We start from the raw sequence: 12,740 nt of genomic DNA, 5'->3' as shown, positions 1-12,740 counted from the left end.
TTTTGCAGTCTGTCAGCCCGCCGAGACCTTTAAGTTGCGGGTCGGCAGCACGGTGCTTTGATCGATGAGTGTCGCCACGGCCTGGGGCCGGGCGAAGAAGTAGCCCTGACCGTAATCGACGCCGAAGTCTGCGAGGATCCGGCGCTGTTCCTCGGTTTCGATGCCTTCGGCAACGACGGTGCATTCCATCTTGTGCGAGATCGCCGTGATGCCTTCGACGAGCATGCGGCTCTTGTGTCGCAGCTCCGGGTTCTCGTCCGCAAGCGCACGGATGAAGGACTGGTCGATCTTGACGATGTCGACAGGAAAGCGGTTCAGGTAGCTCAGCGAGGAATAGCCTGTACCAAAATCGTCGAGCGCGAGGCGGTAGCCGTAGCGGCTGAATTCGTCGAGGATCGTGCGGATCTGCGGGTTGTCGTGCAGCAGCGTCGCTTCGGTGATCTCGATGACGATGCGCTTCGGTGCGATGCCATATCCGCTGGTCAGCGCCGCCAGGCGCACGGGAAGCGAGGGGTCGAACTGCAGCGGTGAAAAGTTGATCGCCAGATAGGCGTCGTGGTCGCCCGACGCTTCGCTGAGGCGGGCGAGATTGGCGAGAGCCTTTTCCAGAATCTGGCCGCCGAGCCGGGTGATCGCCCCTGTTTCCTCGGCAACGGCGATCAGAGGGGCAGGGGGCATGATCCCGCGTTCCGGATGCACCAGACGCATCAGCGCCTCGTAGCCGACGACGCGGCCGCTATCCACCTGGACGATCGGCTGGAAGAAGGCATCGAACCAGTCGCGTGCGAGTCCCTCTTCGATATCGTGCTCGATTTCGGCGCGCTGGCGCGTGTGGTCCTGCAGCTGGGGATCGTAGAGCTGTGCGCCGTTCTTGCCGTCGCGCTTCTTGCTGTACATCGCCATGTCGGATTTCTGCAGAAGTTCGGCGGCATTGCCGGCGTGGCGCGGGTAGAGCGCAATCCCGATGCTGGCGCTGAGCCGGACGCTGGTGCCTTCGATCATCATCGGGTCGATGAAGAGGTCGCAGAGGCGGGCGCTGAGATCCTGAGCGACCGGCTCCGCCTGGCCGGCGCGAACGAGGATGGCGAATTCGTCGCCGCCGAGGCGGGCGGCGGTCGCGCCCTGCGGCAACAGCGCGTTCATGCGCTCGACGAAGGTGCGGAGGACTTCGTCGCCGGCCTGGTGGCCGAGATTGTCGTTGATCCACTTGAAGCGGTCCAGGTCGACGAAGATGCAGGCCAGTTCCTCGCCGGCGGCGTCGGTCGTTCGGATCTCACGGTCGAGTGCGCTTTCAAAACCTTGGCGATTGCTGAGGCCCGTCAGATGGTCGGTGATGGCCTGACGGTGGTTTCGCTCCTCCGACTGCTTGAGCGCGGTGACATCGGTCATGACGCTGAGCGACAGAGCGTCGGTCTCACCTTCCGATTCCCGACTGGATTCGGCAATCAGGACGTCCATGATGCGGCCATCGGCACAGACGAACCGGGTGGTTGCCTCCTGCACGCCGGCCAGCGAGCGGGTCTTCTTGCGATCGGTATAGGCACCCTGGGCGGCCGGCGGGACAAGCTCGATGAAGCGCCGGCCAACGATTTCGTGGCGCTTGTAGCCGGTGGCGAGGAGCCAGTAGTCGCTGACGCCGGTGATGCGGTCCTCCTCGTCGAGAGAGAACAGCATGGCGGGTGTGGTGTTGTAGATGTCGGTCGAGCGGCGATGGGCGAGCTTCAGTTCGCTCTCTTCCCGTTCGAGCTTGATCTGCATGGCATTGAAGCTGCGCGCAAGGCGGCCGATTTCGTCATTCGACTGCCAGTCGACATGATGGCGGGAGCCGAGTTGACGGGTGGCCTCGATGGCGGCCGTCAGCTTCAACAGGGGTTTCATGACCATGATGCGGTTGCCGACGACGGCGGCACCAACGACGCCGATGACTGCCAGCATGAAGATGCCGATCAGAAGCACTTCGGCCTGGCGCAACGAGGAGAACATGCCGATGCGGCTGTAGTAGAGCGTGATCGTGCCAACCAGCTTGGGTCCTTCGAGCGCCCGGTAATAGATCTCCCGGCTGATACTCTCCAGACCGTTCTTCGGCCATTTCGGCAGAGCTGGCATGGACACCGCGATGTCGCCGGAGAGGTCCTTCACGGTGACCCGGCTGATCATGCCGTTGGAGACGATGGTCGCGGTGATCTGTTCGACGCTCTCCCGGTCAAAGTCCCACAGGGGCTTGGCGAGAGCCTGGGCATTGGCGGCAATGACCACGTCGAGGCTCTGCTGCAACTCGCGCGAGGCGCGTTCGGTTGCCAGCGAAAGGAACAGGCCGAAGAGCGGCACGACCAGGATGAAGATCGTGATCGCGACAATGGCCAGGAAGCGGCTTTCGACCGAGCGGGTCATCGCGATCCTGGCTCAACCGGGAAACGGCAGTGCGACATGATCATTACGGGCTCCCACGCGCAAAGATTGAGTGCGCACGGTTGCATGAAACCGTTTAAATCTGACTAAGGAAAGTGGTGACATTTTCCGTGGTTTCAGAAGAAACCAATAAAAAACCCACCCCCTCGCGGGGATGGGTTCTCAAGGCCGATCGAGATCGGACTATCAGGCTTCGGCAGAACCTTCGTCCATGCCGCCGGCCGGGGCGACGATGGTGGCGATGGTGAAGTCGCGGTCGGCGATGACCGGGGTCACGCCAGCCGGCAGCTTGACAGCCGAGATATGCACGCTGTCGCCGACCTTCAGGCCAGCGAGGTCAACCGTGATGAATTCCGGAATGTCGGAGGCCGGGCAGTGCAGTTCAACTTCGTGACGAACGATGTTGAGAACGGCGCCGGTCTTGATGGCGGACTTCTCTTCGTTGATGAAGTGGACCGGTACCTCGACCGAAACCTGGCTGTCTGCGGAGACGCGCAGGAAGTCGACATGCATCGTGAAGTCACGAACGACGTCGAGCTGGTAGTCCTTCGGCAGGACGCGGATCTTCTCGCCGTTGACGTCGATGACGGCAACGGTGGTCAGGAAACCGCCGGCATGGATGCGCTTGGTGATCTCGTTGGTGTTGATCGAGATCGAAATCGGGGCCTGCTTGTCACCATAGATGACAGCGGGAATCAAACCGTTGCGGCGAAGTTCGCGGGAGGACCCCTTACCTACCCGTTCGCGTGCTACGGCCTTGAGCTCGTAAGATGCGTGGCTCATGGCTTTACCTTTCAAGTTACTGGAGAGCCCTGGCGGTGCGTTTCAGCCGTGCCAGAACCGGAGACCGTCGCCGGTCCCATCCACATTGCCTCCAAGGGTGTCTGTGCGGATCGGGCGCCTATAGACCAGATGATGGGAATTGGCAAGGATTTCCGCCGCAAGGGGCGTGCCTCACAAAGGTGTCGCAATTCTGCGCCAGTCACACTCCCTATTTTTAACCGGGTTCGATTGCCGGGACGCTGAACACGTTGCATGCGCGCGTGGAAGGCGCATAGTGAGTGCTGCGCTTTGGGAGGAGCCGATGTCACAGGAACTACGCCATTCCGATCTCGTCTACTCGACCGCACGGCAAGCCTCTGCGGCGGTGACGTCTCCCGTGGCCGCCTCCTGGCGCCGCTGTCTCACGCTGCACCAGTTGCAGCCGGAAGCGGCAGCCCGTCCCATGCAGGTCGAAGAGACCAGATTCCGCGACGCGCGGGAAAAAATGGAGCTGCTGATTGGCCATGCCACTGACGAGGTCGACCGTCTCTACCAGATGATCGGCCGTTCGGGTTGCTGCATCGTGCTTGCTGATGCCGAGGGCATCGTCGTGGATCGGCGGGGTGCGCCTGGCGACGATGTGGATTTTCGCCGGCTGGGTCTCTGGCAGCAGAATGTATGGAGCGAGGCGAGCGCTGGTACCAATGGAATTGGGACGGCGTTGGCCGACGAAAGGGCCGTCATCATTCACCGCGACCAGCATTTCATGAGCGCCAATATCGGCCTGTCCTGTGCGACGGCGCCGATCCGCGATCATCTCGGCCGTGTGACGGCGGCGTTGGATGTTTCCACCTGCCGCAGCGACGTCAACGACATGACGCTTGCGGTTCTCTCCCAGGCCGTGCGCGATGCGGCAGCGCGCGTCGAATGCAACCTGTTCCGCAATGCTTATGCGGGTGCACGCATCATCGTCGTGCCACAGGCGAATACGGTCTCCGCGCTGATCGCAGTCGACAGCGACGATATGATCCTCGGTGCGACGAAATCAGCCCGGCAGGCGCTCAAGCTCGATGACAGGATGATTGCGCAGGGCCTTCCGGCGGCTGATGCCTTGCGCGAGATGCGCAGCGACGCGAGCGGAGACCTTGATGACGCGGAGCGGGCGGCGATCCGCCGCGTTCTGTCCCGGGCACAGGGCAATGTGTCGCTTGCCGCGCAAATGCTCGGCGTCAGCCGTGCGACGCTGCATCGGAAACTCAAGCGTTTCCAGATCCAATAGTGCGGCACGCTGTGTCGCATTGGTGAGACACTGTGCGCTGCGGTATGGATCGGGTCGGCTTCTCATATCAGCAGAAGCGGATGATCATCCTCCCATCGGAACCCGAGGAGGGGTTCCTTTCCAAAGGGAGGATGACAGATGAACATTCAGGTGCAGACCATTGCCGTGTCGCCGTTCAAGCTGAAATACGGCAACTTCATCGGCGGTGAATTCCGCGAGCCGGTCAATGGCCGCTATTTCGAGAACACCACGCCGGTGACCGGCGGCAAGCTGTGCGATGTCGCCCGCTCGGACGAAGCGGACGTCAATCTGGCGCTCGATGCCGCGCACGCCGCCAAGGACAAGTGGGGCCGCACCTCGACCACCGAGCGTGCCAATATCCTGAACAAGATCGCCGACCGCATGGAGGCCAATCTCGAGCTTCTGGCGCGTGCCGAGACCTGGGACAATGGCAAGCCGCTCCGCGAGACCATGGCCGCCGACATTCCGCTTGCGATCGACCACTTCCGTTACTTCGCGGCCTGCGTTCGTTCCCAGGAAGGCACGATCGGTGAAGTCGATCATGACACCGTTGCCTATCACTTCCACGAGCCGCTGGGCGTCGTCGGCCAGATCATTCCGTGGAATTTCCCGATCCTGATGGCAGCGTGGAAAGTCGCTCCGGCGCTTGCTGCCGGCAACTGCGTGGTGCTGAAGCCCGCCGAGCAGACACCGGCCTCGATCCTGGTGCTGGCCGAACTGATCGCCGATCTGCTTCCGCCGGGCGTTCTCAACATCGTCAATGGCTTTGGCCTTGAAGCCGGCAAGCCGCTGGCGACCAGCCCGCGGATCGCCAAGATCGCCTTTACCGGTGAAACCTCTACCGGCCGGTTGATCATGCAGTATGCCAGCCAGAACCTCATTCCCGTGACGCTTGAGCTCGGTGGCAAGTCGCCGAACATCTTCTTCGAGGACGTCATGCGCGAGGATGACGATTATCTCGACAAGGCGCTCGAAGGTTTTGCGATGTTCGCGCTCAACCAGGGCGAGGTCTGCACCTGCCCGAGCCGCGCACTGGTGCATGAAAAGATCTATGACCGCTTCATGGAAAAGGCGATCAAGCGCGTCGAGGCCGTCATCCAGGGCGATCCGCTTGCCATGTCGACAATGATCGGGGCGCAGGCCTCTTCCGAACAGCTCGAAAAGATCCTCTCCTATATCGACATCGGCAAGCAGGAAGGTGCCGAGGTTCTGACAGGCGGCTATCGCAACCAGCTGCCGGGCGAGCTGTCGGGTGGCTACTATGTGAAGCCGACGGTGTTCCGCGGTCACAACAAGATGCGCATCTTCCAGGAAGAGATCTTCGGACCGGTCGTCTCGGTCACGACCTTCAAGGACGAGGCGGAAGCGCTGGAAATCGCCAATGACACGCTCTACGGCCTCGGTGCCGGCGTGTGGAGCCGCGATGCCAATACCTGCTACCACTTCGGCCGCAACATCCAGGCCGGTCGTGTCTGGACGAACTGCTACCACGCCTATCCGGCGCATGCCGCCTTCGGCGGCTACAAGCAGTCGGGCATCGGTCGCGAGACGCACAAGATGATGCTCGATCACTACCAGCAGACCAAGAATATGCTGGTCAGCTACAGCCCGAAGGCGCTCGGTTTCTTCTGAGGCCCTCCCCAGGGGCGGTGTCCGCCAATGCCGCCCTCGATACCCCCTCTTCCTGCTCTCGATCAGGAGGAGGGGTTTTTCGTTCTGACATCAGGAGGGCAGATCATGACCAGCGGAGACCAGCCGCGCGTGGTGGCAACCGAGGCCGCGCTCGCATTTCTCGCAGAAATCAAACGGGATCATCCCGATATCCTCTTCCACCAGTCCGGCGGATGCTGCGACGGGTCTTCGCCGATGTGTTATCCGGCGAGCGACTACCGGGTGGGGGAGACGGATGTGAAGCTCGGTGAGATCGGCGGCGTGCCGTTCTATATCAGCGGCAGCCAGTATGCGGTGTGGGCGCATACGCAGCTGATCATCGACGTGGTGCCGGGGCGGGGCGGGATGTTCTCGCTCGACAATGGGCGCGAGCGGCGCTTTCTCACGCGGTCCCGGTTGTTTTCCGGCGGGGAGGCCTGTCCGCTGCCGGGCCTGTAAGGCCAAGAGCTTCTATCAGCGCAGGCCGATTTCGGCGCAGGCCTGATCGATGATGGCGAGTTTGGCGGCCTGTGAGGCTGCGTATTCCTCGCGGAACTGCCGCGATACCCACATGATCGATCGACCGCGAGCGCCTTCCCAGCCGATGCTGCCCAGGGCTTCCGCCTCGCGCAGCTTGCGGTTCAGGTGGGTGCGGGACAGACGGAAGATCTCGGCCATCTGCGGGACTGAGCGGACCTGGGTGCGCACCCGCTCCGCCGCGGGATCCGCCAGTTCGATGCCGGCCAGCAGCCAGTCCATGACGATGCCGCCATTGTTCAGCCAGGTGAAGAGCGACCACGTCTCGGGTGGGGTGCGAATGGCTGGCGCCACCATGAAGCGGCTGGTGATGGCAGGATGCAGGCGCGGGAGCAGGCTCTCGTCGGACTCGAAGCTCAGCAGACGGTTGCCGCCGTCGATCGCGTCGAGGCTGCGCAGGTGGATCCAGGTCCACCGGTGAACCCCCGCAATGGTCATTGCGGAGGGGGCAACCGGACGGTTGCGCCGATCACCGGCATTGACCTGCACGGCGATGCCGTAGACCAGCATTTCCTTGATGAAGGCGTCTGCGGTGTTGACGCTCGATATCTCGAACTGGCGAACCTGCTCGAAATAACGGGCGAGGAAGATGGCCGGCTCACGCGATCCGGACGTAACTTCGGTGAAGTACTGGGCCATGGCCAGGTGCCCAAGCAGCCAGCGTTGCTGGGTTCCAAAGACGGCCGCAAGCCTCGGGCTTTCGTCATGAACCGCAAGCAGGCCTGCGGACTGGTCCCGGATCGCCTCGTGGAGTTTCGGGCTTTCCAGCAAGGTTTCGACTGTCAGGGACATGTATGGTGCTGCGTCTTCCTGGAGAATTTCAGGGGAGGCACGTCCCCCTGGCGGCGGACCATATAAGAACTCGCAGCCGACAGCAAACGACATCGTTTCCGATGCTTAACGGGCGGCGGCGGCTCTTGCAGCGTGCGGGTTTAATCAGTCGAACAGGCTGGAAACCGATTCTTCCTGGCTCGTGCGGTTGATCGCTTCGCCGAGAAGGGTGGAGGTCGAAAGCACGCGGATATTGTGGGCCGAAAGCACCGCCGTGGTCGGCTGGATGGAGTCCGTGATCACCAGTTCGCGCAACTTGGAGGAGGCGACACGGGTGACGGCACCGCCCGAAAGCACGCCATGGGTGATGTAGGCGGTGACACTCGTGGCACCGTTCTTCAGCAGCGCTTCGGCTGCATTGCAGAGCGTGCCGCCGGAATCGACGATGTCGTCGATCAGGATGCAGTCCTTGCCGGTCACGTCACCGATGACGTTCATAACTTCGGACTCGCCCGGGCGATCGCGGCGCTTGTCGACGATCGCGAGCAGACAGTCGAGACGCTTGGCGAGCGAGCGGGCGCGGACAACGCCGCCGACATCCGGCGAGACGACCATGACATTGTTGGTGTCATACTTGTCCTTGATGTCGCGCGCGAGAAGCGGCACGGCATAGAGGTTGTCGGTCGGAATGTCGAAGAAGCCCTGGATCTGGCCGGCATGCAGGTCGAGCGTCAGAACACGGTCGGCGCCTGCCTCGGTGATCAGGTTGGCTACCAGCTTGGCCGAGATCGGCGTGCGCGGACCGGGTTTTCGGTCCTGGCGGGCATAGCCGAAATAGGGAAGGACGGCCGTGATGCGGCGGGCAGAGGATCGACGGAAGGCGTCGATCATGATCAGCAGTTCCATCAGGTGATCATTCGTCGGGAAGGACGTCGACTGAACGACGAAAACGTCTTCACCACGCACATTTTCCTGGATCTCTACGAAGATTTCCTGGTCTGCGAAACGGCGGACGCTGGCCTTGCCGAGTGGTACATTGAGATAGGAGCAGATCGCTTCGGCCAGTTGCCGGTTCGAATTACCTGCGAAAACCTTCATCTTGGCCCGCCTGTTACCATGCTGAGATGGGCGCTTTTTAGCGTCCTTACCCTTGAATGCAAGAGGCTTGGACGGGAAGACACCTATTTTCGGTTAATCATCGGAATTGAATCGTTTCGCAAGACGATGGGCAGCGCTCAACCGGACCGTCCATTTCTCCACCCGACATATTCCGCCATGCTCTTGGTGGCGATCTGCTGCATGACGGAGGCCGGTACCGCCGCCCAGGGATCCTTGGCGGCAGAGGGGACAACTTCCTGGCCCTGAATGCGATGGAGCCGCCCGCCGTTTCCATCGAGCACGTCCCAGACATAGGTGACCGTCACATTGCCGCCGTCGGTGAAAGCGGAGAAGTAGCCCTTGAGGATATGTTCGCTGGTCGCGTCGCTGGCGCTCTTGATGGTGAGCCCACGCGCGCGGGCTTCCGCGCCCAGTTGCCGCGATAAAGGCGTCACCGCCTGTACCGGGGCGCCGATGATCGGGAGGAAGCGAACGGTGCCGATGCTCGGCTGGCCGGCCGGGGCCGGCTGTGCCGCTGCGGTCCGGGTCGGTTGAGCGGCGGTTCCCTGACCCGCGGGGGCGCTTGCTGCGGCCTGGGGCGCTGCCGGGAATTGCTGCGAAGGCGCATCGTCTAGCGGTGGCGAGGCGACGGGGTTCACGCCGCCCTGCGCAAGCGCCTGGGCCTGCGCTTCCAACGTATTCTGCGGGCCGCGCGGCGGTGCGGCCTGATAGCTGCCGGGCTGGTCGAGGGGCGCGCTCTGGACGGATTGGACGCCGGCTGCCGCCACGGGTGGCGCCTCGCCGTAACCGGCAGGCTGCGCGCCGTTGCCGACATCGGCCCGCGGTGTGAGGACTTCCGTGCTGTTGCAGGCGGCGAGCAGCAACAGGAGAGGGAGCATGGCGGCACCGCGCTTGGTCAATGTCGCTGAACGTCTCAAGGGCAGATCCTTCCCCTTCGGCTCCTGTCACAATTTATGTGTCTAGCAGGTTTCGTCTGTCAATTCCCTGAACAGATTGGAAAACCGGGTTTCAGACCGCGATCAGGTCCAGCGGATGGCGGGAGAGGGCACGCGGTGCCGTTTGGGTGGTCAGGTAGGTCTGGCCCAAGGTCATGGCTGCTTCCCGCTCACTGTCCATGATGATCATGTGCACGAAGAGCGTCATGTCCGGCTCGATCTCCTGGGCGTTGCCGGCGTGAAACATCTGGTGCTCCATCCACGAGGGAGAGAAGCGGGCGCCGACGGAATAACCGCAGGTATTGAAGCGATGCCGGGTCAGGCCACGCTCGTCCATGGTGCGGGCATGGGCGTCGAACAGATCGCCGAAGGCGTGGCCGGGCCGCAGCACCTGTTCGATGGCTTTCATGCCCTCGACCGCTGCCGTATAGAGTTCGCGATGGCGAGGGGAGGCCTCACCGATCAGGATCGTTCTGAGCATCGGGGCGTGGTAGTGCGCGGATACGCCCGCCCATTCCAGCGTCAGTTGATCGTTGGCCGACAGCTTGCGCCGGCCGGACTTGTAGCGGCACAGCAATGCGTCGGGTCCGGAGCCGATGACGAATTCGTTCGCCGAATAATCCCCTCCGCCGGCGAGAATGGTCGACTGCAGCTCGGCCAGTATGGCGGATTCGTCGGCGTCGGGCCCAATCAGCGGCAGCGCTGCGTCGAAGGCTTCGTCGGCAAGCCGGGCGGCTTCGACGACGCGGGCGATTTCGGCCGGGCTCTTCACCAGACGGAGGTCGCTGACGAGATAGGAGGCATCCGAGATGTTTGCGAAACTGGTCAGCTGGTTGTCTATCAGACGGGCGACCCGACCGGTCATGCCGTGGGTGTCGTATTCAATGCCGATGCGGGCGCCAAGCAGGTCGAGATCGCTCAGAAGATTGCGCAGGTCGACTGTCGGATCGGCGTTCATCCGGTCGACCCAGACCACGATGTTTTCGATGGTCGATGTCTGTTTCGCCTGGCGCAGGTCGGGTGAGCGGGTGAGGAGCGTCATGCTGCCATCCGCCTTCACCACCAGCGTCTGGAAAAAGCAATACCCAAAGCTGTCGAATCCCGTCAGCCAGTACATGCTTTCCTGGGCAAAGAGCAGCAGGGCGTCGAGCTTCTCTGCAGCCATGCGAGCGAGCAGCCGCTCCCGGCGTGCAGCAAATTCGCCTTCGGTGAAGTGCAGTGCCATGTCAGTCCTCCGTGATCGCGATCGCCGAAATCTGTCGTCCGTAATCCGGTTCCCCGGCATGGGTCGTTCGGCGATAGGAGTAGAACGTCTCAGGCGCCGCATAGGTGCACCGATTGAGACAGTCTGCGGTGATCCCCGCCCGCGACAAGCGCATGAGCGTCAGGCCGGGCAGGTCGAACATGGAATGGCCGGCTTTGGTGGACGGGGTGAAGAAGACTGCGAAGGCCGGATCCTGGCTCACGAACCGCTCGACGAATTCCGGGCCGACTTCGTAATTTGCCACGCTGATCGAGGGGCCGAGCGTGGCGCGGATCTGCCCGCGTTTGGCACCGAGGGCGATCATCGCGTCGATGGTGTTTTCCAGGACGCCGCCGAGCGCGCCTTTCCAGCCTGCATGGGCAGCACCGATGACGCGGTTTTCGGCGTCGGCGAACAGGATCGGACCGCAGTCTGCAGTCAGCACGCCCAGGATGACACCGGGTGCCGCCGTGACCTGGGCATCCGCATGAGGGCGGCTTCCGTCATAGTCGGCCTTCACCACCACGACGTCGGGCGAATGGACCTGATGGGCCGTGGCGAGCCGGCTCGGGGGCAGGCCGAACCAATCGGCGACGCGGCGGCGGTTTTCTGTCACGCGTGCCGGGTCGTCATTCGATCCAAGACCGACATTGAGGCCGCGATAGATGCCGTCCGAGACGCCACCTTCACGGGTGAAAAAGCCGTGACGGATGCCGGCAGGTTTCGCTTGATCCAGGTTTTCGGCGATGATCGGGCGCGGTTGGTCGGCTGATGTCATGATCCGGTCTCCGGCGCTCGGCAAATCGGAGAATGCGAGATCTTCTCACGAAATGCCTGATTTCATTCGGCTTTCACAGTATTGAGCCGTCGGGTCGTGGGCGATGGTGGCGGTCAGGGCCGCCCGTGTCAATGCTTGGCTTTGAACGGGGCGAGGTGCAGGGCCGGCATGGAGACGGCCATGACTTTGAACAGTTCGCCCATATAACCCTTGCCGGCGCCGGCCAATCGGTGGACCGCGTCGACGATCGTTTTCTGGGTCAATTCGTCCTTGCCACGACCGAGCACGGCGGCGCGTTCCTCGATGCCCAGCCCGACCAGAAAGTCACCCTGATGCATGCAGCCATTCAGATGAACGCCTGCAGCAAGCGCCGTGCGGGCGAGGTTTTCGAAGTCGACATGACTGGTCAGATCGGCGAGCCCTGGATGGGCAAGCGGAGGATCGTATTCGTGGGCACGTACGGCCTGCAGAGTGTCGCCGAAGTTGCTGACCATGTGGCCGTAGTCGATCACGAGTGCGGTGCCGTGGCTCTGGCGGAGGCGTTCGCAGATGGTCAGCATGACCGACTGGCGCGCCGGGGCGACTTCGAAGATCTCACCATCGGAGACCGGTGAACTCGTCTGGGGCAGCAGGGCAGGATCGAGCGTGGCGACCCCAAGCGTGAAGCAGAGTTCGCCATGCTCGTCGAGGCCGACCATGCGCTCGCGGAAACCGGACGGAGTCTTGACGAACTGGCGGATGGGGATCGCGTCGAAGAGCTCATTGGCGGCCAGCAGGGTGAAGCCGGCAGGCACGCCGTCAAAACTGTCGTGCCACGAGATCTTGTCGCCATGGCTCGCAAGCGTCTCCATCTGGGTCAGCTTCAGCAGTGCGCTGGTCTCGACCAGATGCACCGTTGCGGTTTCGTAGAGACCGGGGGCTGCACGCGAGATCACGCGCAACATGTCGGCCATCATCGTGCCGCGGCCCGGGCCGATTTCCACCAGGCGAACGTCAAGAGGTTCGCCATGGCGCTGCCAGGCATTGATCAGGAAGATGCCCAGCATCTCGCCGAAGAGCTGGCTGACTTCCGGAGCCGTAACGAAATCACCGGCACGACCGAATGGGTGGCGTGTGCGGTAGTAGCCGTGCTCGGGATCGGCAAGGCAGAGGGCAAAATAGTCCGTGACGCTGATGGGCCCGGTGGCCGATATCAGGGCCTTGATCTTGTCGGCAAGTGGTGTCGACATGGATTGG

General features: G+C 62.5%; 11 protein-coding genes. 3 read left to right on the top strand and 8 right to left on the bottom strand.

Annotation, left to right across the window (positions count from 1 at the left end; all coding sequences use genetic code 11):
* Positions 1-12: 12 nt before the first annotated feature.
* A complete protein-coding gene (locus ACT53S_RS09650) occupies positions 13-2,391 on the bottom strand; it encodes an EAL domain-containing protein (protein ID WP_476066808.1) in 2,379 nt (792 codons plus the stop codon).
* A gap of 204 nt (positions 2,392-2,595) precedes the next feature.
* On the bottom strand, positions 2,596-3,192 hold the full coding sequence (locus tag ACT53S_RS09645) for a 50S ribosomal protein L25/general stress protein Ctc (RefSeq protein ID WP_113375363.1): 597 nt from the start codon (positions 3,190-3,192) through the stop codon (positions 2,596-2,598).
* 301 nt (positions 3,193-3,493) lie between these two features.
* On the opposite strand from ACT53S_RS09645, the gene ACT53S_RS09640 reads away from it, so the two are divergent.
* The 3 genes from ACT53S_RS09640 (at position 3,494) to ACT53S_RS09630 (ending at position 6,580) form a co-directional block, all read left to right on the top strand.
* Positions 3,494-4,450 (top strand): helix-turn-helix domain-containing protein, encoded by a 957-nt coding sequence (locus ACT53S_RS09640; RefSeq protein ID WP_142067906.1) that lies wholly within the window; start codon positions 3,494-3,496, stop codon positions 4,448-4,450.
* Positions 4,451-4,588: 138 nt separating this feature from the next.
* Positions 4,589-6,103, top strand: coding sequence for an aldehyde dehydrogenase (gene adh, locus ACT53S_RS09635; RefSeq protein ID WP_476066807.1), 1,515 nt, complete (start codon positions 4,589-4,591; stop codon positions 6,101-6,103).
* Positions 6,104-6,208: 105 nt separating this feature from the next.
* Entirely contained in the window at positions 6,209-6,580 is a 372-nt protein-coding gene (locus tag ACT53S_RS09630) for a DUF779 domain-containing protein (RefSeq protein ID WP_113375366.1), read from the top strand.
* 15 nt (positions 6,581-6,595) lie between these two features.
* On the opposite strand, the gene ACT53S_RS09625 is transcribed toward ACT53S_RS09630, so the two are convergent.
* From ACT53S_RS09625 to ACT53S_RS09600, 6 genes are all read right to left on the bottom strand, one after another.
* On the bottom strand, positions 6,596-7,450 hold the full coding sequence (locus ACT53S_RS09625; RefSeq protein WP_476066806.1) for a hypothetical protein: 855 nt from the start codon (positions 7,448-7,450) through the stop codon (positions 6,596-6,598).
* A gap of 144 nt (positions 7,451-7,594) precedes the next feature.
* On the bottom strand, positions 7,595-8,527 hold the full coding sequence (locus ACT53S_RS09620) for a ribose-phosphate pyrophosphokinase (RefSeq protein ID WP_113375368.1): 933 nt from the start codon (positions 8,525-8,527) through the stop codon (positions 7,595-7,597).
* A gap of 137 nt (positions 8,528-8,664) precedes the next feature.
* Positions 8,665-9,426 carry a hypothetical protein gene (locus tag ACT53S_RS09615; protein WP_476067461.1) on the bottom strand — a complete coding sequence of 254 codons (762 nt, stop codon included), beginning with the start codon at positions 9,424-9,426 and terminating at the stop codon, positions 8,665-8,667.
* 130 nt (positions 9,427-9,556) lie between these two features.
* Positions 9,557-10,708 (bottom strand): M24 family metallopeptidase, encoded by a 1,152-nt coding sequence (locus ACT53S_RS09610; RefSeq protein ID WP_476066805.1) that lies wholly within the window; start codon positions 10,706-10,708, stop codon positions 9,557-9,559.
* A 1-nt stretch (position 10,709) separates the two neighbouring features.
* On the bottom strand, positions 10,710-11,504 hold the full coding sequence (gene pgeF, locus ACT53S_RS09605; RefSeq protein ID WP_476066804.1) for a peptidoglycan editing factor PgeF: 795 nt from the start codon (positions 11,502-11,504) through the stop codon (positions 10,710-10,712).
* A 128-nt stretch (positions 11,505-11,632) separates the two neighbouring features.
* Positions 11,633-12,733 (bottom strand): class I SAM-dependent methyltransferase, encoded by a 1,101-nt coding sequence (locus tag ACT53S_RS09600; protein WP_476066803.1) that lies wholly within the window; start codon positions 12,731-12,733, stop codon positions 11,633-11,635.
* Between the last annotated feature and the right edge of the window lie 7 nt (positions 12,734-12,740).

The organism is Allorhizobium sp. DMC15 (assembly GCF_056314065.1).
This window is presented reverse-complemented; position numbering and strand designations above follow the sequence as displayed.